The 22,357-nt window shown below is 47.3% G+C and carries 20 protein-coding genes and 2 pseudogenes; 6 read left to right on the forward strand and 16 right to left on the reverse strand.

Translation table 11 applies throughout. The features are described 5' to 3' along the window. Window positions 1-78: 78 nt before the first annotated feature. The 5 genes from EHV15_RS06995 to EHV15_RS07015 are packed head-to-tail and all read right to left on the reverse strand — an operon-like array spanning window position 79 to window position 2,994. Entirely contained in the window at window positions 79-498 is a 420-nt protein-coding gene (locus EHV15_RS06995) for a phage tail assembly chaperone (protein ID WP_128630605.1), read from the reverse strand. A gap of 45 nt (window positions 499-543) precedes the next feature. Then, the gene (locus EHV15_RS07000) at window positions 544-1,020 is read right to left on the reverse strand and encodes a phage tail tube protein (protein ID WP_128630606.1); all 477 of its coding nucleotides are present in this window, start codon (window positions 1,018-1,020) and stop codon (window positions 544-546) included. Window positions 1,021-1,033: 13 nt separating this feature from the next. Continuing rightward, complete coding sequence (locus EHV15_RS07005; protein WP_128630607.1) at window positions 1,034-2,362, reverse strand: phage tail sheath family protein; 1,329 nt, start codon at window positions 2,360-2,362, stop codon at window positions 1,034-1,036. After that, window positions 2,355-2,561: a hypothetical protein gene (locus tag EHV15_RS07010; protein WP_246061376.1), complete on the reverse strand. Its 207-nt coding sequence runs from the start codon at window positions 2,559-2,561 to the stop codon at window positions 2,355-2,357. Before EHV15_RS07010 ends, EHV15_RS07005 begins: the two co-directional genes overlap by 8 nt. Beyond that, window positions 2,551-2,994 carry a phage tail terminator family protein gene (locus EHV15_RS07015; protein ID WP_128630608.1) on the reverse strand — a complete coding sequence of 148 codons (444 nt, stop codon included), beginning with the start codon at window positions 2,992-2,994 and terminating at the stop codon, window positions 2,551-2,553. The genes EHV15_RS07010 and EHV15_RS07015 overlap by 11 nt, the downstream gene beginning before the upstream one ends. A 1,460-nt stretch (window positions 2,995-4,454) precedes the next feature. Between EHV15_RS07015 and EHV15_RS07020 the strand changes: the two genes are divergently transcribed. After that, window positions 4,455-4,676 (forward strand): hypothetical protein, encoded by a 222-nt coding sequence (locus tag EHV15_RS07020; protein WP_128630609.1) that lies wholly within the window; start codon window positions 4,455-4,457, stop codon window positions 4,674-4,676. Window positions 4,677-4,853: 177 nt separating this feature from the next. Here the strand turns inward: EHV15_RS07020 and EHV15_RS07025 are convergent, their stop codons facing one another. Next, window positions 4,854-6,257: a helix-turn-helix domain-containing protein gene (locus tag EHV15_RS07025; protein ID WP_128635232.1), complete on the reverse strand. Its 1,404-nt coding sequence runs from the start codon at window positions 6,255-6,257 to the stop codon at window positions 4,854-4,856. Between the two features lie 185 nt (window positions 6,258-6,442). Here EHV15_RS07025 and EHV15_RS07030 point away from each other — a divergent pair, with 185 nt between their 5' ends. After that, window positions 6,443-6,787, forward strand: a complete 345-nt coding sequence (locus tag EHV15_RS07030; protein ID WP_128630610.1) for a helix-turn-helix domain-containing protein — start codon at window positions 6,443-6,445, stop codon at window positions 6,785-6,787. A gap of 567 nt (window positions 6,788-7,354) precedes the next feature. Here the strand turns inward: EHV15_RS07030 and EHV15_RS37185 are convergent. Then, complete coding sequence (locus tag EHV15_RS37185; protein ID WP_246061380.1) at window positions 7,355-7,531, reverse strand: DUF262 domain-containing protein; 177 nt, start codon at window positions 7,529-7,531, stop codon at window positions 7,355-7,357. 167 nt (window positions 7,532-7,698) lie between these two features. Then, complete coding sequence (locus tag EHV15_RS07040; protein WP_246061387.1) at window positions 7,699-8,058, reverse strand: helix-turn-helix domain-containing protein; 360 nt, start codon at window positions 8,056-8,058, stop codon at window positions 7,699-7,701. Window positions 8,059-8,221: 163 nt separating this feature from the next. Between EHV15_RS07040 and EHV15_RS07045 the strand changes: the two genes are divergently transcribed. After that, window positions 8,222-8,581, forward strand: a complete 360-nt coding sequence (locus EHV15_RS07045) for a hypothetical protein (RefSeq protein ID WP_128630611.1) — start codon at window positions 8,222-8,224, stop codon at window positions 8,579-8,581. Here the strand turns inward: EHV15_RS07045 and EHV15_RS07050 are convergent. The 3 genes from EHV15_RS07050 to EHV15_RS07060 all read right to left on the reverse strand — a co-directional run bounded on the left by EHV15_RS07050 (window position 8,578) and on the right by EHV15_RS07060 (window position 11,427). After that, window positions 8,578-10,446, reverse strand: coding sequence for a DUF2075 domain-containing protein (locus EHV15_RS07050; RefSeq protein ID WP_128630612.1), 1,869 nt, complete (start codon window positions 10,444-10,446; stop codon window positions 8,578-8,580). The two genes, EHV15_RS07045 and EHV15_RS07050, sit on opposite strands and share 4 nt — an antisense overlap. A gap of 13 nt (window positions 10,447-10,459) precedes the next feature. Beyond that, window positions 10,460-10,792, reverse strand: coding sequence for a nucleotide pyrophosphohydrolase (locus EHV15_RS07055; RefSeq protein WP_128630613.1), 333 nt, complete (start codon window positions 10,790-10,792; stop codon window positions 10,460-10,462). A 281-nt stretch (window positions 10,793-11,073) separates the two neighbouring features. Further along, on the reverse strand, window positions 11,074-11,427 hold the full coding sequence (locus EHV15_RS07060) for a helix-turn-helix domain-containing protein (protein ID WP_128630614.1): 354 nt from the start codon (window positions 11,425-11,427) through the stop codon (window positions 11,074-11,076). 858 nt (window positions 11,428-12,285) lie between these two features. Between EHV15_RS07060 and EHV15_RS07065 the strand changes: the two genes are divergently transcribed. Further along, the gene (locus tag EHV15_RS07065; protein ID WP_128630615.1) at window positions 12,286-12,624 is read left to right on the forward strand and encodes a helix-turn-helix domain-containing protein; all 339 of its coding nucleotides are present in this window, start codon (window positions 12,286-12,288) and stop codon (window positions 12,622-12,624) included. Between the two features lie 102 nt (window positions 12,625-12,726). Here the strand turns inward: EHV15_RS07065 and EHV15_RS07070 are convergent, their stop codons facing one another. Continuing rightward, window positions 12,727-13,782 carry an alpha/beta hydrolase gene (locus tag EHV15_RS07070; RefSeq protein WP_128630616.1) on the reverse strand — a complete coding sequence of 352 codons (1,056 nt, stop codon included), beginning with the start codon at window positions 13,780-13,782 and terminating at the stop codon, window positions 12,727-12,729. A gap of 1,038 nt (window positions 13,783-14,820) precedes the next feature. Here EHV15_RS07070 and imm47 point away from each other — a divergent pair. After that, window positions 14,821-15,486, forward strand: a pseudogene (imm47, locus tag EHV15_RS07080) (Imm47 family immunity protein). 121 nt (window positions 15,487-15,607) lie between these two features. On the opposite strand, the gene EHV15_RS07085 reads toward imm47, so the two are convergent. From EHV15_RS07085 to EHV15_RS07095, 3 genes and pseudogenes are all read right to left on the reverse strand, one after another. Beyond that, a complete protein-coding gene (locus EHV15_RS07085; protein ID WP_128630617.1) occupies window positions 15,608-16,213 on the reverse strand; it encodes a TetR/AcrR family transcriptional regulator in 606 nt (201 codons plus the stop codon). Between the two features lie 94 nt (window positions 16,214-16,307). Next, window positions 16,308-18,023 (reverse strand): ATP-dependent nuclease, encoded by a 1,716-nt coding sequence (locus EHV15_RS07090; protein WP_128630618.1) that lies wholly within the window; start codon window positions 18,021-18,023, stop codon window positions 16,308-16,310. Window positions 18,024-18,124: 101 nt separating this feature from the next. After that, window positions 18,125-19,131, reverse strand: a pseudogene (locus EHV15_RS07095) (BCCT family transporter). 294 nt (window positions 19,132-19,425) lie between these two features. Between EHV15_RS07095 and EHV15_RS07100 the strand changes: the two are divergent. Next, the gene (locus EHV15_RS07100) at window positions 19,426-21,729 is read left to right on the forward strand and encodes a bifunctional 2',3'-cyclic-nucleotide 2'-phosphodiesterase/3'-nucleotidase (RefSeq protein ID WP_128635234.1); all 2,304 of its coding nucleotides are present in this window, start codon (window positions 19,426-19,428) and stop codon (window positions 21,727-21,729) included. 97 nt (window positions 21,730-21,826) lie between these two features. Here the strand turns inward: EHV15_RS07100 and EHV15_RS07105 are convergent, their stop codons facing one another. Beyond that, window positions 21,827-22,315, reverse strand: a complete 489-nt coding sequence (locus EHV15_RS07105; RefSeq protein WP_128630619.1) for a pyridoxamine 5'-phosphate oxidase family protein — start codon at window positions 22,313-22,315, stop codon at window positions 21,827-21,829. Between the last annotated feature and the right edge of the window lie 42 nt (window positions 22,316-22,357).

Below are 22,357 nucleotides of genomic sequence, written 5' to 3' on the forward strand. Positions count from 1 at the left end.
CGGCGAACTCCCACGGCATCAAGTGGAAGCGGTTCAGGGCGAAGAGGGCGCAGACCGTTTCGCCGTCGCCCTCATCGATCAGTTTTTTACTTCATCCGCCAGTTCGTTGATGCTCTTGTCGAAGCCGTTGATCTCCTGGACCTTCTGCACAAGCGTAGCGTATTCGCCCGGGAGCAGCATTTTCCGCAGGCACTGGTCCGCGCCCATCACTTGATAGGACTGCTGAAGCTCGGCGTTCTTCAAATCGGGGAACACGACACTGGCAACCGCCAGCTTAGCTAAATACTCGTCGGTATTAGTCTCGTAGCTGACCATCCCTTTGTCCTTCACCTTGCGCTGGCAGGACTTGCGGATTGTCTCATTCTCGTCCTCGGTCATGCTGCGCAGACGCCACGGGATCGGCTGTCCCTGCTCATCCTTGAAACGTTCGGAAACAACGACTTCCTCCACCAGTCCGGCGGCGGCATTTTGCGCAAAAAAAGCAGATAAAGAGCTCATTCGTGAATCTCCTCCTGAATGGTTTTATTTTCTCGTAAAAGATCGTTAGTTGGTCGGCTGAATCGCGTTAAAGGATTCCATCACGTCATAATCCTCAAAGGTAAACGGAATTTCTTCCTCAAGCATATCCTCGCTGGACGCGTCGAATTTGGCGGCGATGATGCTGTCGAGGTTGCAGTTCCGCAGGAACACAGTTTGTTTGCCCGTGCTGCTCCCCGGCTGCTCGTTCGTAATCATCAGGTCGAACCAGAAGTCGTTCCCGTTTTTTACATAGTCCTCCATCAGCTTGCGGAAAAAAGAGGAGACATAATAGATCGTCAGCGTGCCCGTACCTTTCCAGCCGGCCGACCGCTGCGGCGTGCCCGTTCTGCCCAGCGTCGGGACGTCCACCTTCGTTTTCTCGATCGTCGATTCCAACGTTTTGGCGTAGAACAGTTCCTCCGTCCGATCGCCGATTTTTACGAAGGCCTTGGCTTGCTTGCCGCTTATCGCATCTTTCACATTAAAAAAAGAACCTGCCATCGTTTTGTCCTCCTTAGTTGACCGTGACGGTCATGTAGATTTTTTCGATACTATCCACCGGCTGCACGCTCAGATTGATGACAACGGCGTCCCCGTCGATGCCCGGCAGCACTTCCAGATCGGTCTCCGCGTTGAAATTCTGGATCGCTCCAATGCCCTGCAGAGTTCCCAGATAGCTGAGCACCTCGCCTTTCAGCAAATTGCGGCCGTCCGCGTTGTTTCCGACTTTCCCGATGTAACTTGCGCCAAAAGTACGCTGAATGTCCCGCGCGATCGTATCCAATACCCGCACGACACGGTTTTTGCTGAAATGCTTGGCTTTTTCGGGCGTAAATGTCTTGAAGGTGTTGATATCCTGCTGGATCTGCACCTTGCCGTTCGCCGCCGTCAGCACCAGTTCGCCGTTTTGCAGCGCTTTGATCGTCTCGCTGTACGTCAGTTTCGGCGTTACGTCAACCGCATTCGGAATCTCCGCATAGGTGAGCGATTCGTTGACGGCTGCTCCCGCTTCCATCGCGGCGATTTCCCACAACAGGGAAATCGGCTCCACCGTCAATCCGTCGGAAGTGATCACGCTGTTCTTCAAGCTGATGACCCCTTCGTAGTCCGCTTGCGGGTAATTGTAGAGGACGGTGACGAATTTCTTGCCTTCATCGTCCCGCAGACGTTTTGTATAAGCCACGGCCAACTGCTTCAGCGCGGAATCGTCGGTCGGCAAACCAAGCACGTCGAACTCCTCCGCTTCCAAAGCCGCCAAAGCGTCGGTCCAGTCGCCGTTTCCGCCGGTGCCTTCCTTGCCGCCCGCCAGCGCTGTTCCCGCCGTTTCGGTCAACTCGCCGCTGCCCGCGAACGTGACGAAGTCATTGCTTACGAGCGCCTCGGCCGAACCGACGATCTGGGCGTCGACTTCCTCGCCTTCCAGCAACGTACGGACTTCGTAAGCGTTCGGTTGATCCACGCTGGCCTGCACGACGATTTGCAGATCATTGCCGCGCGAGCCGCCGTATTTGGCCGTGGCCGTCAGATTGCCGATGACAGCCGTAGCCTTTACGGCGTTTTTGGCCCCCAGCCGGTAGATCAGCACCTGGCTGGCGTGCGCCATCGCTGCCGTAATATGGCGGATTCTTGCGTCCGCCGCGTTGAAGCCGAGCAGCTTTAAGGCATTCTGCAGAAAAGTCGCCGCCTCCAGCTTGATCACGCCACTCGGTCCCCAAGGCAGCGACGCCGGAAAAGCCGCCACGCCGCGTTCGCCTACCGTACCCACCGGGCGAGCCGCCGATTTAAAATTGATGTAGACCCCCGGAGATACTTTGTTTTGCGTTGTCCATGTGCCATTAGCCATGTTCCTTCACTCCTCTTTGGATAAATGATTGTAACGCCTGCTCGGCCTGGGCCGCGGTATAGGCCGTCCCGTCCGCCAGCGCCACGTGCAAAATGTCCTTTTCCACGCCGCTAAAGCGTTTGGCCGCCAGCAGCTGCGCCTTGGAAAAAGTCCGTTCCGCCGCAGCTGCTGGCTTGTCCATTTTCTTTTTAAACACCATCTTTGACCTTCCCTTCCTGCTGGAGTTTTCTCATCTTGATCTCTTCGCTGGCCGGCGACCAGACAAAATGCTGGAACGTCAGGTACAGATGCACCGTCCCGTCGTCCTTCCACTCACTGCTCATCCCCGCCCCCGGCGACAGCCCTTCCTCCGCCTGGAAGTTCCAAAACAGCTCGTAGAGCTGCTCGGCCACCTCATAGGCAGACTCCCGGCTGCGTTCCGCCGCAGGGAAAAACCCGACATCCAGCGAATAGTTCCGCTTAAAGCGGCGCCCCAGCTCCTGGTGCTGCTCCGACTTCAGCAGCCGTACGAAAAAGCACGGCCCCGTGAATCCTTCCGGACTGGGCTCGGTGTAAACCGGCAGATCCGGAAACCGGGCCGCTACCGCCGCAGCCACGCTCTGCACCACATCGTACATGATCGACTGTGACAAATGCTCACCTGCCTTCGCTTAGGCTTGTTTTTCCCGCCGATTTTCAGGGGCGCAGCATTCTGGACAGCATCAACCGGCATCGAACGGCTGATACTCTCAGATTGCTTCACAACAGGTCCCAGCCAGTGGCCCTTCTATTGCACAATTGTTCGAACGCCCTTCCTCTATAGCGCCTACCTGGTATCATCACCCGCTGCAATGAGGTCCCGCCCAGACGGAATGCCTGCCGCTGCCTCTGAAACCGGCGAGAAAAAAATAGGGCCGTGAAAGTCTCATTCACAGCCCCGTTCGGTATTAAGTTTTCATCTTTCGACACTATCATTTTATCGCGGATTGGCGGCCATCATCGGCCCTAAAGCGGACATGAAAAGGACAGTGAGAGGACAAGGGGGAGGACAGATATATTAAGAAGTAAAAATGATGAGTCGAAAATTTGTCATTTTGTAAAACATTGACAAATCAAGACTATGAGGGTCATAATCATATCAACTGATTACTTTAAAAAGTCCCGCAACCGATGTGGAAATTTAATAGAGTGGTCACTATGGATCTGGTTTACTTGGATGAAGCAGGAGACGTTAAGGTCAACATGGGGAACACATCTTTTTTATACTCTCATCTTTAATTGTTCCCGAAGAAAGCTGGAACAAAGTATTTGAAATTACCGGCAATTTTAGAAAGCATCTTATGATCAGTATGGGATCCCAAAGAGAAAGGAAATACATGCCCGTGACTTTGTTAGGGGAAGAGGAAGACCTAGTCGAACAAGCATCATTTCAAAATATGAAAGATCCAAAATTTTCGAAAAGTATCTAAAAGTCCTCGCTTACTTTGAGCATTTTAATGTTTACTCTATCAATGTATGCGTGACAAATAAGCCTGGCCAAAATTCATACGATATTGCCGTCGATAGAATGCTTAATAGAATTCAGAGAACACTTGCTGAAAAAGGAAGGAATGGAATTCTCATATTTGATGAAGGAAAAGAAGAACTGGTTCGAAGAATTAGCCGGAAAATGAATTATTTAATCCTATCCCTAGTATGTTTGGAGTTTGGACAGACGGTTCAAAAACCAAAAACTTGGTGACTGACAGAATTATTGGCGATCCCTTTTTCCGCGATTCGGAAAATGCCTACGCATTACTAAAATTTAAAGAACGACCAACTGAGCAAATTGAAAAATATAAGGTTCACGAAATGTTCCCGATCATAGAGCCAATCTTGTTCAAACAAGCAGCCAAATATGACAAATTAGGCATCGTGCATGCATAAAAAAGCACGGCCGATTTTCTAGCCGAAGCCAGGTCGGTCATGCGTATTTATTATACTCGATAGGAATACATTTTGCAACAATTTAATACAATTAATGGAAATTGGGCGGGCGAATTATAAAAACAGTGCGCCAATAGCGATTGATAGAATCAGGAAGTTCACATATTAATTCTTATTGGAGGATGCGATGAATCCTAACTTATCGGGCGAAAACCAGCATGACGATGTTAAGGAAGATATCCATGAGCTTAAACAACGATTACATGATGTTGAACAACAACTAAACCAATCCCGGAATGCCTCACGCAAAATACAGAAGGCAGTCCTTATTTTCGTTGCGATTATTTTGGGTATTTTTCTGCTGTTGACCATAGTAGGGGTTATTCAATTCATAAGTGGCGGAAGCTAAGGATTTTTTAGCACATTTATTTGCTCTGATGTAGACTATATCAGGGCTTTTTTATTGAAGAAGAAGAGCCCCAAAAATGGGACTCTTCATACCTCTCCGCCTAACTAACCCCCTAACCCGTGAATCAGAACTTGTACCATTCCGCTGTCCAAACTCCCTACAGCGCCGAACAGAAAGCTAAGCATAATAAACGGCAACACGCTTCTTCTCATTTCTTTTCACCTCACAAATTAGATGCTTATATTGATCCTGACTTTCCTGGGAAGCCACATGCCGGAATTGCTCGAATAACTGCACGCAACGAAAAAGCATGGATTCATGGTTAAATCTTATGGCAAGCTCCAAACTTTGCAATAAATTTCGGATTCCCAAATCATACCGCTGCCTATGTAAATCGTAAAAAGCAAGCTCTGTTAAGAAACGGACATAGTGATCAGCCACAATCTGCGCATTGTATTTACCAAAACGGTAGAGCCGTTCTTTCAGCGCAAAATGCGGTCTGAAACGCTCCAGGAGATCATCCACATTCAACTGGTATTGGTTAGCCGCCTGCAAAATCCGGTACATCGCCGGAATAATCTCATGCTCCTTGGCAACAACGCATTCCGCGTAACTCGCCAGCACCTCAACCTCACCGGACATCAAACGGTATAAAAAAGTATTCGCTTTTCCCCAATCCCGAAACTGTTCGGCAATCTGCCGCTCTTGTTCGCTCAATTCCTCACCACTACGCACCTCATAATTAGCATACCGTCTTACATAGCCCAAAGCCTGATCATACTCTTGGCGAGCGTCACAAACATTCGCATTTAACAAATAAGCATAAAGGAAGTAAAAAAGCGGCGGCCTAGACGCATTCTTGCCTTCCCTGTACTCGGATTTTATCTTGCGGAAACGCTTAGAACGAAGTGCCAGAGTTGCTTTCTGCCCCAACTTTTCCGCCAAGCCGTTAACACGATCCCACTGATGAAGAGAAGCATACACATCCGCCAGATCCTTTAATGCATCCAACTGATCCGCTTCATCCAAGCGTTCAACATAAGGTTCAAACTGTATGGCCGCACGCATATTTTCCTCTTGATTGTCGCCGAGGCCGATTGTAAACAGCCGATAGCGGCTGAGCGCCAAACGTTCGGAGTGCTGATACCTTTCGGACTCGGCGACACAGTCATACAGCAGTGCCGCAGCCTCTCTTTTTCCCTCCAGAAAAAACTGCTCCGCCGTCTCAAACAGCAACGGTACATACGTCAAATTATCTGCGACCGCCTGAATAAGCCGTTCTATGCAATTAAGTTTCCCCAATTCCGCACATCGCCGCAAAAATGGCCCCAAACGCCGCCAATCCAGAGGCATATTAAGCAAACAGTCCTCCAAATAGACCTCGTAAAGGCTGCCTTCCTCCCGCCCCATTCCCACAGTGATCAGATCCAGATTATGAATGGAGATTTGGCGATACCCGCTTAACATCGAACTGATCGTCCCCACGTTAATCCCGGAAATTTCCGAAAATTGGTGGAGCGTTAACCCTCTATGTCTCAGAAAATCCTCCAATTCTTGTCTGACCGCGGTTGCAGGTTTCATAGGTAAACCTCCTTTAATGGCAGAAAACCTACGGTAAGAATCACTGCAGAAACTACGTGCACCCACATATGCCCACTTTAGGCTCAATTATACTACATATACGTAGTATTTTGTATATAAAAAACTAAATTTACTGCCCTGCATAATATTTGCCCGGTCACCTAAGCTTATACTGAGGTGATGAAATGGCAGAATTGCGCAATTTTCTAGGGAATCGAATCAGAGCAATCCGAAATGCAAAAGGCCTCACCCAGCAAAATTTAGCAGATATATCCGGCTTGGATTATAGATATATCGGAGCAATCGAACGTGGAGAACGGAATTTCTCCATAGATAATTTGGAAAAGGTGCTTACTGCCTTAAACGTTTCGCTCCATGAAGTTGCTTACCTAAGCGTCGAACAAAGTAAAGTCGAAACGGCACGTTGGGAAGCCATTGATCAGTTTATTGCAAGTACTGAAGGATTGTCGGGGGAACAGATTGAGATTTTGCGGCGGGTAAATCAGGAGGTTTTGAGGGCGTTTAAATAGCCTTTTCCGTGAGGAAAAGGCTATTCTTAGGATATATAAAACAGGATGACAAAAGTTAAGATGTATTAAAAATGCATTCGATACCTAATCGAATAGACGAATAAATACTATAAACTATACAAGTTGGTTAATCCTCATTAGTTCATTTGCAAAGTTCGATAAATTTTCGGAACGAAGTTTTATAAAAGCTTTTGGGCGAGTAGAAGTATAAAAGTTGCAGCGTTAACTGTACTTAACCTAAATATCTCTCGCTGGAAAAATTCCGATGTAATTATAACCGGAAAATCAGAAAGTCTAGAATCTTCCCCTCTTTTCAATTTTGACATTTCCTCAATATCTGTCTTAAGATTCCTTAGAACACCGCTACTATACCTTCTTGAAAAACAACACTTCCAGAACCAGCTAATAATTGTCCTTCTTTGACTATCATCATATTTAATTTGCACATTTCCGTTAGCTGCAAAAAAAAGATAGTGGGACAAGCAATGTTGTCCATCAAGTACATAATCTATTGGGAAATCCGGGTCATTTTCCGGGAGTTTAAACGGCCCAAGTTGTCTTTCCGTTTTAAGTGGCTCTTTGGTTCTCCAAAAAAGAGCCAAAAGGATACCCTTTATAAATACTATCCATAAAAAATGCTACTCTATTAGCATCCCAAACAAAGCCTCTTTGAAAAGCTGGTATCCTAATTTGCCCTCGCTGAATATTCTCTACTATTTGTCTAATTGTAAGTCCTTCTGACATTTGTAAACCCCCAAGTTAGTTTATTTACCAGACACCAACTTATACAGCACACATTTTTAAGTGTCATAAAACTGACAAAGTTACTTGTTTGTCATTTCAAAACAGGAAAGCGTTCTTACGTATCTAAAACAAATAGCTCTGCCTTCTTACTATATGTTCAACCCTTTTTAAACTCTGTGCTTCTTCACATCCATCGTATCCAAAACATCCTTAATCACGCGAAAAATAAGCTTATTCTCCTCTAATGAACGGCTATAAAGCAGCGAATTTACTACCTCCAAAACCTCGGCTTTATCTTTCCAGGAATCCACGTTCTTCGTTTCGTGAAACTGAAACATCACCGCTAAAGGAACATCCAGCCCTTGAATGATTTTCTCCAACGTCTCAATGGAAATATTTCGCACTCCGCGTTCAACGGTTCCTATGTATGATGCGTTTACACCGGCTTTTTCAGCAAGCTGTTCCTGTGTAAGTCCTTGTTCTTTCCGCAATTGTTTGATCCGTTTGCCTATGATTTTCAGCAGCACGATTTACCACCTCTCTATCAGATTAGAGAAGCTTCGTGCCCACAAACAGAACATCATATACATTATTTAGTTGATAATAGTGTATATATGCACTAAAATATAAATTGTCACTAGTTTCTTTCCATCAATCCCTTGAACTTCCATATATGAAGAAGGAAAAATAATGGAGTATCTTAATGTTTCTATAGGTCCAGTAGATAGTGAAAATACCATTTATCTTTGCGGAGAGACCATATCAATCGACTGTAGCTTACTTCATTATTCTTCCCATGACCACTATACCAACGTGTTTGTTAAAACCAGCGAAGCCATGAAATATCTGGTCAGTCAGATTACAGTCGATACACACATCAATTTGTTTGTGGAGCAGATCGATCCTTCCACTTATGGGGCTATACACGGCTTTTTGAAGTCCACTGTGAACAAAAAAGAAAACCATCAGCTTTTTATAAAGAGACTGATGGTTTGGGTATTCGATCAAAAAAGGCAAGATTGCCGTGCTTTTGGGTTTTACGAGGTTTAGTTTTTCATCACTCTATCCAACTGCCCCTCCAAATACTCCCTCAACTCCGGGTTCCTGCAGTACAAATAACACCCCTTCATGCCTCGGGAAATCAGCACTTTGTAGATGTTTTTGATCAGCTTGGTGAGCTGGTCGGGATTGTTTTTTAGGCCTCTTTTGCCCATGGTGTCTTTGTATTCGTTGTAATCGGCGTAAAGTTCCATCGTCGTCGGATCGTATTTCAGATCGTTGCCGATGATGACGCCGACGTAGTCGAATTCCAGGCCTTGCGAGGTATGGACGCAGCCGATTTGCTCGACGCCGGCCTCGTGGATGGCCCAGGTGCTGGAGATGGAACGGCCGTTCCAGGGCATTTGGAAGCCGTGTTCCGGGATGGTGACGTCCGCGACTTCGCCGTTGCGGTTGCCTTCGGTGTCTTTAGTCCAATCCCAGGCGAATCCGGCAAGCATCCGTGCTTTATGCCCAGCGTCTACCTTCGCTTTGATCTCTTCATAGACCGCATTAGGCGTATCGAAAAGTTTGAACTCAAAAGATTCCCGGTCCCAGCCGTTAAAGTTGGCCGTAGGGCGGATTTGCAGCACGTGGTCGATCCAGTTGATGAAGCCTTCAGCTCCCGAGCAGCGGAACTGGGCCGATAGCGTGTATTCGTGAATTTCGGAGCCGTAAGCGTTGGCGATTCGCTCGATTTCGGACACAGTGCCAATGTCGTCCGGCCGAATCCGCTGGAACTCATCGATGAAAAAGACGTTGACCTTCGAGGCCTTGATAATATCTTCGATCTGATTGACGCCGCGGTACTGGTAAGCCCCTTTTCCTTTCAGGCGGTGGGCCTCATCGACGACGAGGACGTCAAAGAAATTTTCCGGGATATCGACAAATTGACCCGATCCCGCAAACAAATTGCGAACCCGCGCTTTGTTCTTCGGCTGCTGTTTCGCCAGCGTCTCCACCATGACCGTTCTAAAGGAGGCGTTGGGAGCGACAAACTTGGCGTTCAGCTTTTGCTTCAGCAAGCCGCCCAGCGAGTTCATGGAAATGACGGATTTGCCGGTACCCGGCCCGCCTTTGATGATGATCGTTTTTTTTCGGCTCATGTCTTTGGCCAAACTGATGATCGTCTCATAAGCGACCTTCTGTTCGTCCAGCAAAATAAATTCGGCGTTCCCTTTGAACAGCCCGTCCACATGGTCAATCAGCTTTTTGGAAGGGCGGATTTTCCCGTTCTCAATTAAGTAAAGCAGATTAATGCCGTTTCCTTTGCCGACGTGTTGATGTAAAAACTCCTGGAGCTTCGCCGTATCGTCCGCCATAAATAAGGGCGCTTCCCGGATGATGTTTTGATAGCGTTCGCTCTTTAGCGGATCAGGCTCCGGCACGCGATAGTTATGTAAATAAGCGCAGGAATAACCCTTAAGCTCACTACTGTGAATCGCTTCATTCATATCGTCCAGAAACTGGCGGTAAGACCATGCTTGGTAGGACGGATGAGGAATCTCGCGCTGTCTGCCGTTGATGTAAGCCACGACCACATCCTCCCGGTCGGTCGCCTGGGCCGCATCCCACTGCTTCAGCTCCACGATCACGAAGTTATCCCGGCCTTCCGTGTCCTGCCCCGCCACGATGAAATCGATGCGCTTGCTGGTCGCCGGGATATTGTATTCGATCATGACGCCACAATCGTCGGCAATGTTGGAATTACGGATGACTCGTTCCATGAACTGCATGGAGTTGTTCCAGGCTCTTTTTTCGCCCGGGCTCGGTTTCGTCCCCATCTTGTTGAGAAATGCTTGCTCGATCTCCACGGTGATTTGGTTACGGTCCACCGACTCCCGAAATTTCAACGCGTTGCTGCTATAAATAATCATGCTGCCTGCACTCCTATAGCTCGGTATATTTGGTCATTTTGCCAAAGGCCTTGTCCACCGGATACTTGGCGGCGTTTCTCCGCATTTTGTCCCGGATCACGTCCTCGATCTTAAGGTCTAGCGCATCAGCCAAATACACGGCGTAGATCAGCACGTCGGCCAGTTCGTCAGCGATTTCCTGCTTTTTATGTAACACCGCGTCTTCGGACGATCTCCATTGAAAATTCTCCAACAGCTCGGAAGCCTCCAAGCTTAGCGAGATCGCCAAATCCTTCGGATTGTGGAACTGCCCCCAGTTCCGCTCCTCCCGAAAAGCGAGCAGCATCTTGATCAGCTCTTCATTCATGTTTGTGCTCCTATCATTCTGTAATAGAGTTTGAGCCGTACCCGCCCCCATGCAAAAAAGAGACGGTCCACCCCCTTGGTATAGGGCCCGCCTCTTGTCGTTCTTGGTGTGGCCATGCATTGGCCCATGGTTGAATTTTCCTCCTTCCAACTTATTACGGAACGGGAGATTCGTCAAATTGATCGGACTTATTCTTTATATAAAATAAAACTCACCTCTTTATCTTTACACAAGAAAAGGCGAGTTTCTTTAATTGTAGGATCGTAAAATAAACACCTGTTTTATGATGAGGTATCCGTCTTTAAAATCTCTTTCAAAACATTCTTAGCCAGCTTCATTTTCTCTTCATTAGCTTCTCTAAGCATGTCCACAATCTCTTGGATAGAACGGTCCATAGGAGTTATTTTCATTTCTTCTTCCACGTAAGCAAACAACTGGATCAAATTAACTTCCAGAGCTTCTGCAATTTTGGCCAAATTCACAAGTGATACGTTTTTCTCGCCACGTTCAACTTGCCCGATATATGAAAAATGAAAGCCGCCCTTCTCTCCTAGAGCTTCCTGGGACAACCCCTTTTCCTTTCGCAGCACACGAACTCTAGCTCCTACGAGCTTTAATGCCTTTTTGTCTTTCACGAGATTCACCTCTCTATGTAGAAGTGTAGTCAAGTTTCCGAGAGGCAAACATCAATCATGGAATATCATTGTTATTTTTGATATTTATAGATATTATTATTCCGTATAAAACTCTTCTGTATCAGGAGGTATATGTATGGTAAATAAAAATACTCTTATTACCGATTACTTGCACCTCTCCTTACACCACATGAATTTAGCTCATTTGATGCGAAATAACGGTTGCACTTTATAATATTCATGTCCAACCAATCGCTCAACCACTTAACCCATCCACCCCCCCACGACGCCAAGAAGAAAACAAAGCATGTTTAACGGCTCAACCTAATAATCAGCGCTTGACAGTCAAGCCGGTAACCGATCGTGGCAAGAAATATCGGAAGGGCGTTGAAAGCTTGAGGACAAGGAAGGCCAGTGGGTTGGTCGGCAGATCAATATCCGCTGTCCGGACGCTTTGCACGATTATCCCGTTTGATCCGGAAGCAGAGAGGAAGATAAATTCAGGAAAAGAAAATAGGTTTGGGAGAAGGAGGTTTAGGAGAAGTGAAGCAGACCTGACGGGAGGAATGGGGCAAGACACCGGAAAAAATGAAAGGACCGTGATTAGCCCCCACCTCTACCCCCTGAACAAAAGGGATAATCGTGCAAAGCAGCATGCAGGGATATCACGACAGGAACGCTATAGACAGCCACCTCAGAGCCAAGTCATAATTTATTTTGTCAAGCACTGATCTCGGTTTTGAGCCTGTTTAACAGCAATTATTTTCTTTTCATACTTATAAGTACTATTCAAGCGCTTAAATTTCTATTATAATTATACATGTGCCTTACCAAAACTAAAAGAAGAGGTGGAAATCCATGAGTTTACCAAAAATTGTTGGAAAACGAATACGCGAATGTAGAAGAAAGAAGAATTGGACCCAGGAGCAACTAGCCGAAGCTGCTTCGCTTCATAACAGTTACATAGGCAGCGTGGAGCGTGGAGATCGCAATATTTCTTTGGAAACATTGGAAAAAATCGCTTTGGCTTTAGATGTACCGGCAGGGGAGCTAGTTCAGTCGGAAGAAGCATTGGACAAGCAGCGTTTGCTTGATGAACATTTGAAGTTGGTAAGTGGTAGAAATGCAGAAGAGATCGCGTTGATTACGAAGATCACTAGGGATGTAATTTGGGGGATGGAGATGAAGGGGAACTAATTAACGGAAGGTAAGAGACAATTTTTACCACCTCTCTATGGAGAAAGTTGTTCGAAATGGAATAACCCCCGGCAAGGCCGGGGGTTATTTGGTTTGAGGGCTTTATTTTTTATACACCCTGTCCAGTGCATCGAAAATCATTTTTTCCGCTTCTTCAAATTGATCATCACGGCTCACTACAAAACCATGGCTGCTATCGGTCATTCTTCTTGCCGTAACGGGTACACCTGCCTGTAATAATCTGTATGCATACTTTTCCGCATCTTCTCCACGGTAATCATCCCAACAAGTAATAATTAAAGCTTCAGGTAATCCGATCAGCATTTCGTCCGGTGCAAAGATTGGAGACGCTGTAGGGTCAAGCCTGTAATCCTCGTCAATATAAGCGTCGTAATACAGTTGAGAAAGACGCGCATACGCCGTCGGATCAAGATCCTTTTCTTCGTCTACAAAAGCACTGTTATACAGGCTGGCAATGGAGAGCGGAACATTCACCGGGTCTTTATAAGCATTGCGCTTAAGCGGCTGAGGTGTATACAGATTAAGGGAAGGATAATCGAGTATTTGCAATGCAATCTTAAAATCATGCCTTACGTTGTTCAAAAGGGTAACTGCAGCTGCAAGGTTCCCGCCGGCACTATGCCCGCACAATACGATTTTCTCCGGATCAATGTTCAATAATTCACTGTTCTTGCTTGCCCACTTAATAACATCGTAAGACTGATGCAAAGCATATGGATATTTTTTTTCGGGTGCCGGTGTATAATCAATATCTATGACCACGTAATTTGCACGACTGCTAATGTTCTTTGAGAATACAATATCCTGCTCTCTATACCCTGTGATAAATCCTCCGCCATGGATGTTGACAAAAAGGGGATACGGGCCTTTCTGATCGGAATCAGGATAGTATACGTAAATATGGGTTTCCCCGTCACGCGTCGGAACCATCATTTCTTCCGTCTTTCCGACCTTGTATTTATTCATCAACTCTTCGCTGACTTTATCCTCGTCGCTTCGCAACATTTTTATTAGCTGTTCTTGTTCCTTAGATAGCGTGGACGTATCCGCATAGACCGTTACTGAAGACGCACTCAACAAAAATGTCAACAATAGGATAGAAACACTTAATATCACATTCTTTTTCTTTCTAATCATTTATTAATCTCCCTCCTCAATTTTGTATCTACCTTTACTGCATAAACCAATCTTAAAGTACATATCTAAACTCCCAGGTTAAAAGATATAAACAATTTATAAAATATTTTTGTATTAAATATAACCGCCCCTTTGCCAATGGTTATCGTGGCCGCAAGCCGTAAAAATTTGACTAAGATAACAGATCAATATCCGCTGTCTGGACGCTTTGCACGATTATCCCGTTTGATCCGGAAGCTGAGAGGAAGATAAATTCAGGAAAAGAAAATAGGTTTGGGAGAAGGTGGTTTAGGAGAAGTGAAGCAGACCTGACGGGAGGAATGGGGCAAGACACCGGAAAAAATGAAAGGACCGTGATTAGCCCCCACCCTCTACCCTCTGAACAAAAGGGATAATCGTGCAAAGCAGCATGCAAGGATACCAAGATACGAACGCTATAATTTATTTTGTCAAGCACTGATCTCGATTTTGAGCCTGTTTAACGGCAATTATTTTCTTCTTACTTATTTTCCATACTTATAAGTACTATTCAAGCGATTAAATTTCTATTATAATTATATCGGAAGAAGCATTGGACAAGCAGCGTTTGCTTGATGAACATTTGAAGTTGGTAAGTGGTAGAAATGCGGAAGAGATCGCATTGATTACGAAGATCGCTAGGGATGTAATTTGGGGGATGGAGATGAAAAACTAAGCTTCTCTGTTACTTACCTAAGGTCTATACTGAGGCGAGAAATAGAGGAATTATGTAATTTTCAATTGTCGATACTTTTGGAAGCTTCTGTACGTGAAGTTGCTTCACTTGTGGTACGGCTCAAGCCCATATAATACTTAGCAACGAAACTCCTCCCCTCATCCTCACTGGAATTTTGTGGTATAACCTGGATGTGAGGGGGAGTTGAATTAATTCGAAAATTAAAAATATAGATTCACTAATGAAATTGCATCAGCAATTTACTTTCTACTACATAACAAAGGCCGTGAATCATGACAAACTTTCAGAACCTTATGAATAGCATTTGGTACGGGGAGATACCGGTGGACACCTGTGCAGAAATTAAGGAGCGTATTTTGCGGGCATCCACCGAGCAAGAAGTTTTGTTCTATCTTACCGAGTTGTTCAAGTTGGGGGATTTTTCGCAAAAGCCTCTGCTGATTCAGTTAATGAATCATACCGAAGATCGGGCTGTATTAAACCATTGCATTCGGTTGTTCTGCTCCATCGCCACCCATGAAGATTTAAGGGATCCCGATCATCTGCGTTTTCTGGCAAGTGTCCCGGCGGATATGGTTCATACCTTCGCGTAGGCTGTGGTTACTTCGCTTTCGCTTGAGGCCGTTCCTTACTTGTTGGCCCTGCTTGAGGATTGGGATGAGGTGCCCGAAACTTCCACGGTCCTTAGAGAGGCCATCGATGCGTTTATTGATTATGAAGAACCATTGGGCTTGGGCGCTTCGATTGAAGAGATCGGTCATTATTACTGGGAATACTGCGACGCGTGCGATACGGGGAAATATTATTTTAATCAGGAATTGGCTTTTCCCGGGAATTTGACAATTATGTTAGAGAGCTCTCCAGAGGAAATTGGGAAGCCGGGGAAAAATATTTTTATGGGCATAAGCTATAGCCTCCCGAATCTCATTTTATGTTCGCCACGCAGATTGATGACGGACGTAGAATATCATGATTGCAAGGGGTGCTGACAGGAAGACGATTGCATCAGGGTGCGGGGAACATGCAGATGAGTAGAAGCGAGAGTCCTGCAGCCGCCCAAGGGGCAACTCCGCCCCGATCGTTTTACTCTCGCGGCTCAGATCACCCCTCCTATACCTGTTCTCTGCGGGGATTTAAAATATCCGTCATCAACGCCGTTAAATCTTGCGCTTTAAGAATCGCCAGTACATTCGGAATGCTTGAGCGGATTCGGAAACCAAATGTCATTAGGGTGAACATTTCCGCTGTTTTTGCCGCATCCACCGTTTCAGGAATGACTCCGTGCTTCTGGCCCGTTTCAATCCATACCTTGGATAAATATACGGACCGATCGTAGTACTGCTTTAAGGCTTCCGCGACCATAGGATCTTCTTCTTTTCCGAGTAAATATAGCAGCACTTTGTTCGTGATGTTATGCGGGCTTTCATACTCAAAAATACTTTCCTTGATTTTCTGCATCGGGTCGTCGAAATTCCGGCGGCCTTGCTTAATCTCATTCATAAACCGTTCGTTTGTCTCTTCAAGACCTTCTTGCAAAATCCAAACAAAGATTTCGTCTTTGCTTTTGACATAATGGAAAATCGCCCCTTTGGACAGGCCGGATCTGTCCATAATGTCCTGCATCGTAATCGAATAGCAGCCTTTTTCCTCAATCAATGCCTTAGTTGCGTCAATCAGCCGTCTTGTTGTGTGTTGTCTGCGTTCCTCCTGTTTCAAAGCCGCCCCTCCATGTAACCATTTAAATTTTATAAGTTTATTATAATACAGACCGTCGGTTTGTAAATATGCAAAGAGGATATTTAACGATAACTTACTCATTCACCACCGTAATATCCTCATCCCTAATTTTCCAAAGCGGATCATGACTTAACCCCTTTTGCGCAATAAACCCGCTCACTTTCTTTGTTAATTCAAATAGATTTGCGTATTCTAAATTGCAATTGTGTTCTTTTCCAATGATTCTGTTGATGATGGTAATGAACTTTTGGGCAGCCTCATTTTCTTCCTCAGTGAAAATCCTCCATGCATTATACGGTTTTAAACCGTCGGCCTTTCCTTCTAAATACTCCGCTTCAAAGTTTGGTATGGATACAAAGGATTTAATGTTAAGGCCATTCGCACGCCCTGCCTCAACTTCTCTCATCATTTTTTGGTTCATTTTCGGGCTATCCGCATCATGAAGAATACTGTAGTTTACTTTAAAATGGTTGAGTATTTTTGACACAGTCACGATATTCGCTTTGCCCAAACAATTGATGACGTGAACCGAGTCCTGCTCAATTTTCCCGGTTTGCATGAGTGATTTTACAACCGTAACCTCGGTTTCCCCTTCAACCAGTAAATTATGATTTGCAAAGAAAAACTCGTTAAAATATGGGTTGCAGAAATTCAGCATTTTTAAGTTTTCTTTATCATCGGCTGTAAACTTGGCATCTTCCGTGGAAAAAGTGTTCACCGTATGGTTAGCGCGATGGTCTTTTTCAATTCTGATGATGGTTGTATGGTCTTTCGTCAGATCGATAAAAACAGGGGAATGTGTGGAGATCATCACCTGCCAATCGGAATGCTCGGCAATCGTATAGAGTGATTCCATGGCGTTTCGAATCGCCGAGGGATGCAGAAAAGCCTCCGGTTCTTCCAATAGTAGAATTTTTTTCGTGCCTACGCCGACCGGCTTCTTTTTGACTTGGTGTCTGCCGGTTTCCGCGAGCATTTTTAAGGCCGACCACAGAAAAGTTCTCTGCAGACCTGTACCGTGATTGGAAAGGGGCGCTAAATGCTGTTCACTGCTGCCTAGCCGGATAAAACTGCCGCTGCCGATCAGCTTGTCCGGTTCGATTTTGCTGGCCTGCGGGTCAATCTGGATGATGCTTGCTTCCGGGAATACCTTTGTGATTTCTGCGGAAACCATAGTGCATGAACGGTTCAATTCCTCGGAAATTTCCATTTGAACGTCTTCAGCTAACTGCTTAATGTCGGCCAAAAGCTGCTGAACCTTCGTATTATCCCTTTTGGTGTTTTGTTTGATGGCATCGATGAGGATTTCGAGGATTTTTTTCTCCAATTCTGAGGGATCATCGAGCGGAGATATTTTTAAAGGAGTTGGGATCTTGCTCGTCAAGATACTGTCAAAACCGCCCATGCCCCCTTTTTCGAACTCTCTAGTCGCGGGATTAAAGGAAAATTTCTCACCGCCCATATCAGGCGAGGACCAGCGGTACTGCGCTTTGATGCAATTTTTGTACCCGGATTCCTCGTCGTCATGGATCCACTTTTGGGCTAACTCCCCTTCTTCAACATCCACAAAAATCCCGGTTATTACGGGCTTATTACTGATATCTTCGTTGTAAAAATCTTTCAATTTCAAGGGCGCACCCGTCGACGCAAAAGCCTCATAGGCGGATAGGACGGTCGTTTTGCCGACGTTATTTTTGCCTATAAGTACAATAATATTATCGATTTTTATCTTTACGCCCTCCGGACCGATCCCCCGGAAGTTTTCGATGATTAGCTCCGCCAACTTCATTACCGTTCCTCCCGTATGCTTGCGAGATTATTAGAATAAGAGATTCACTAAAATCATTATCTCCTGTCCTCCTTCCTAATATCCCTTCATTTCACCTGTTCTTATTTCCTTCTTTCCTCGTTGGCCGCTTTTTCCAGGCGGCGGAAACGTTTCAGGTCCGACTTCCGGATCGGAAGCGGTTCTTTACTGACCAGCCGGACGACAGCCACCATCAACAACAGCAGCAGGATCGTAAACGGCAGGGCCGCAATAAGGGAAGCGGTTTGCAGCGCTTCAAGCCCACCCGCATAGAGAAGGACGCCGGCGATTACCGCCATCAGCCCTCCCCAGACAAACTTGGCGAATTGCGGCGGATTCAGGCTGCCGAACGTCGTCATACTGGATAAAATGTACGTCGCCGAATCCGCGGAGGTCACCAGAAACACGAAGATCAGCAGAATCGACAACACCGACATAAACGTGGAAAAGGGAAGCTGACCCAATGTTTGGAATAAGGCGACAGTAACGTCCTCATTCACGGCCGAGGCAATTCCGATGCCATTGTGCAGGTCGCTCCATAATGCCGTACCGCCGAATACCGCAATCCAGAGGCAGGCGATCGCCCAGGCCCAATAAAAAATCGTCCAGTCGCGCACCCAGGTGCCGCCCCGATAGGGTTGCATCCGCAAACTGTATCCGATAAAGTTCGAAAAATAATCCCCCAACGCCAGTGTAAAAGTGTCCAAAATGAACACCGTGGGCCCGGTAGCAAATACGAATAACAACAGAGCCAGGGCTAACCCCAGGTTTAAGTTGCTCAAATAGCGAATCCCTTTGTCGAGGCCGGTGGTCGACGACAGCATATAACCCACGAAAATAATGGCGATAACCCCCAATTGCCCAACCGGGTCGCCCCATACTTGCTGATCGCCAGCCAAATTAGAAACAGGATGATCGCAAATACTCCCAGCAGATACAACCATCCGAAATCCCTTGTGGTCAATTCAAACAAGCGGCTCGAAACCGCGCCAAATCCCCGCGGCATGATCGCCCCCAGTAGGACCAAAGCAAAAATGATCGCGGCGGATACGGAAAACACGGGATTTTTCCAAATCGATTTATTGTTCATGATGTTTGCACCCCTTAGCTGGCCAGTTTATCCGCTTTATTTTTCCTGGTCATGCTGAGTAATATACGGTTTTCATACGTCCATAGCCGCTGTTTTTTGCATGAAACGGCGGGACAAGGAGAATATAGCTGCCATCCCCCTGCCGCCGGTCCAAAAAACCCATGACATTTCCCACCCCATCCCTTAAAATAAAATCAATTTCATAAGTTTACTTAGTTTTTACATTTGCCCGGCAATACCAAAAAAGAGGGAGGAATAAAATTGATCAAGCACCGAAGTCCAAAGCTTATCCTGATGTCAGCGATCCTGACCGCCAGCCTCGCGGCCATGCCTTTCTCGGCCTTTGCGGCCGACAGCGCCGGGGCCACCGTGGAGCTCCGCATCCTGGAGACCACCGATTTGCACGTGAATATCGTCAACTATGACTATTTTGCGGACAAACCTACCGATGAGTACGGCCTGGCGAAAACGGCGACGCTTATCAAGCAGGCTCGTGAAGAAGCCAAAAACAGCGTGCTTATCGACAACGGCGATCTGATTCAAGGGAACCCGCTGGGCGATTACGTGGCCACGGTGGAGAAGCTGCAGGAAGGTGAAACGCATCCGGTCTATAAAGCGATGAATCTGCTGGATTACGATGCGGGCAACCTGGGCAACCACGAATTCAACTATGGGCTGGATTTTCTGAATACCTCGCTGAAAGGCTCCAACTTCCCCTATGTGAACGCGAATATTTACATAGACGACAAAGACGGGGACCCCGCAAACGACAAAAACGCGTTCAAGCCGTACGTCATTTTGGACAAGGAAGTGACTGACAACAGCGGAGCCAAGCACACGCTCAAGGTCGGGGTGATCGGTTTCGTGCCTCCGCAAATTATGTCCTGGGACAAAGCCAATCTGGAAGGCAAAGTCATCACCAAAGATATCGTGGAAACGGCCGAGAAGTTCGTGCCGCAAATGAAAGCGGAAGGCGCCGACATCATTATCGCGGTACCGCACTCCGGCTTCGAGGACATTCCCCAAACACCGCTGATGGAAAACTCGGTGCTGTACCTCAGCAAGGTGAAAGGGATCGACGCGATCCTGTTCGGCCATGCGCATAAAGTGTTCCCGGACGCTTCTTTTGAAGGCAAAACGGGCGTTGACCTGAAAAAAGGCACGATCAACGGTGTTCCCGCCGTCGAGCCGGGTTACTGGGGCAACCATCTGGGGATCATCGACCTGACGCTGGAGCAGGCGGACGGCAAGTGGACGGTCAAAGATTCCGCCGCTTCCGTGAAGCCGATTTACGATACCGCGAATAAAAAGGCTCTCGTCGAAGCCGACCAAGAAATCTGGGATGCGGTCGCCGAGGATCATGAAAACACAGTGAACTACGTGCGCGGGCCGGTCGGCACGACGACAGCGCCGATCAATAGCTGGTTCGCGCTCATCCAGGACGATCCGTCCATCCAAATCGTAAACAACGCGCAAAAATGGTACGTGGAACAGCATCTGCAAGGAACGGAGTACGAAGGTGTTCCGATCATTTCGGCAGCGGCTCCTTTCAAGGCGGGCGGACGCCAAGGCGCGAACTACTACACGGACATTCCGGCCGGCAACATCGCGATCAAAAACGTCGCCGATCTGTACCTGTACTCCAATACGGTGAACGCCGTGCTGGTGACGGGCGCCGAGCTGAAGGAATGGCTGGAATGGTCGGCGGGACAATTCAACCAAATCGATCCGGCCAAAACGGATGAACAAGAACTGGTCAACTACGATTTCCCGACGTACAACTTCGACGTCATTGACGGGGTCACTTACCAAATCGACGTCACGCAACCGGCCAAATACGACGCCAAAGGCGGATTGCTAGACGAAAAATCCAGCCGTATCGTCAATCTCAGCTACGAAGGCAAACCGGTCGATCCGGAGCAAAAATTCGTCGTCGCCAGCAACAACTACCGCGCCTCGTCGAATAAGTTCGCCAACCCGGACGGCAAGCGGATTATCCTGGCTTCGCCGGACGAAAACCGCCAAGTCATCATCGATTACATCCGCAAAAACGAAACGATCAATCCGAGCGCGGACGGGAACTGGTCGCTCGCTCCGTTTGGCAGCGCCAACGTAACATTCGCCACGTCGCCGGCCGCCAAAGACGCCCTGGCCGCCAGCGCCGCATTGGCCGCGGAGCAAAACGTTCTGACGTACCTGAAAAATACGGAAGACGGCTATGCCAAATTCAAGCTGAGCGTGAATGCCGAAAAGGCCTCCGCCGAGCCTGCTTCCGAACCGGTTGCGCAGCCGGCATCGCCATCGGCGCCGCAAGCCGATCCGGCGGAAACGCCGGCAACGACGCCGGAGCAGCCCGCTCCGGAAGCAGAGCCAACCACAACGCCGGAGCCGGAAGCCGAGGCTAAACCGGCAACGGAACCGGTAAAGGCACCGTCTAAGCCGGCGGCATCAATCGTCTATACGGTGGAACAAGGCGATAACCTGTACCGCATCGCGATTGAACACGGCACAACTTGGCAAGTTCTAGCCAAGTACAACAAGCTGACGAATCCGCATCTGATCCATATCGGACAGAAAATTGTGATTCCGGCGAAGTAACTTATTGCGATAGAAAAACCAAAGGCGCGGCCATGATGGCTGCGCCTTTGGTTTTATTTTTTCTGGCTGACTTAGCGCTCTCCAAACTTTACCGGGTTTAGACCAAAGTCACCGTCTTGTTCACTTCCGTCTCGGAACGCGCACCGGTAAGCTGCGAGAACATCCGCTTCATCATTTTGGTCCAGTTGCCGGTCTCCCAATATTCGGCCGCTTCGGCCCGAACCTTAATCAAAGCAAGCTGCGGATCGTCGCTGGTCGTATTCAGCAGCTTCGCATAGGCCGGGTTCCAGAACTCTTTGATTTTCGCCCGATCCTCGACCAGCTCGCCTTTTCCGCGAATCGATACGTAGGATTTTCCCACATAGGCTACATTCACGTCGGGATTTTGCTGGAGTTGACGATACTTGTCCGTATCCTCCTTGGTCAGGAACCAAAGATCTCCGTCAAACTCGACTTCCTGCGTTTTCATCGGACGTGACACTAATCCTTCCTTCGTTACGGTGGTAAGCATCGCCATCTCGATCCCTTTAATCAATTCCCGGACCGTTTCAACGGCCTCTTGATGCGCCGCCTGATCATTTGTCATTTTGGTTCCCTCCATTTAGGGTGTTGGACTGAATGTTACTCC

The organism is Paenibacillus oralis (assembly GCF_003863965.1).
Lineage (GTDB): Bacteria > Bacillota > Bacilli > Paenibacillales > Paenibacillaceae > Fontibacillus > Fontibacillus oralis.

Bases quoted from the DNA above. Each gene is read 5' to 3' on its own strand.
- EHV15_RS06995 (WP_128630605.1), bottom strand. From the start codon at position 498: ATGAGCTCTTTATCTGCTTTTTTTGCGCAAAATGCCGCCGCCGGACTG.
- EHV15_RS07000 (WP_128630606.1), bottom strand. From the start codon at position 1,020: ATGGCAGGTTCTTTTTTTAATGTGAAAGATGCGATAAGCGGCAAGCAA.
- EHV15_RS07005 (WP_128630607.1), bottom strand. From the start codon at position 2,362: ATGGCTAATGGCACATGGACAACGCAAAACAAAGTATCTCCGGGGGTC.
- EHV15_RS07010 (WP_246061376.1), bottom strand. From the start codon at position 2,561: ATGGTGTTTAAAAAGAAAATGGACAAGCCAGCAGCTGCGGCGGAACGG.
- EHV15_RS07020 (WP_128630609.1), top strand. From the start codon at position 4,455: ATGAATCCTAACTTATCGGGCGAAAACCAGCATGACGATGTTAAGGAA.
- EHV15_RS07025 (WP_128635232.1), bottom strand. From the start codon at position 6,257: ATGAAACCTGCAACCGCGGTCAGACAAGAATTGGAGGATTTTCTGAGA.
- EHV15_RS07030 (WP_128630610.1), top strand. From the start codon at position 6,443: ATGGCAGAATTGCGCAATTTTCTAGGGAATCGAATCAGAGCAATCCGA.
- EHV15_RS37185 (WP_246061380.1), bottom strand. From the start codon at position 7,531: ATGTCAGAAGGACTTACAATTAGACAAATAGTAGAGAATATTCAGCGA.
- EHV15_RS07045 (WP_128630611.1), top strand. From the start codon at position 8,222: ATGGAGTATCTTAATGTTTCTATAGGTCCAGTAGATAGTGAAAATACC.
- EHV15_RS07050 (WP_128630612.1), bottom strand. From the start codon at position 10,446: ATGATTATTTATAGCAGCAACGCGTTGAAATTTCGGGAGTCGGTGGAC.
- EHV15_RS07055 (WP_128630613.1), bottom strand. From the start codon at position 10,792: ATGAATGAAGAGCTGATCAAGATGCTGCTCGCTTTTCGGGAGGAGCGG.
- EHV15_RS07065 (WP_128630615.1), top strand. From the start codon at position 12,286: ATGAGTTTACCAAAAATTGTTGGAAAACGAATACGCGAATGTAGAAGA.
- EHV15_RS07070 (WP_128630616.1), bottom strand. From the start codon at position 13,782: ATGATTAGAAAGAAAAAGAATGTGATATTAAGTGTTTCTATCCTATTG.
- EHV15_RS07090 (WP_128630618.1), bottom strand. From the start codon at position 18,023: ATGAAGTTGGCGGAGCTAATCATCGAAAACTTCCGGGGGATCGGTCCG.
- EHV15_RS07100 (WP_128635234.1), top strand. From the start codon at position 19,426: ATGTCAGCGATCCTGACCGCCAGCCTCGCGGCCATGCCTTTCTCGGCC.
- EHV15_RS07105 (WP_128630619.1), bottom strand. From the start codon at position 22,315: ATGACAAATGATCAGGCGGCGCATCAAGAGGCCGTTGAAACGGTCCGG.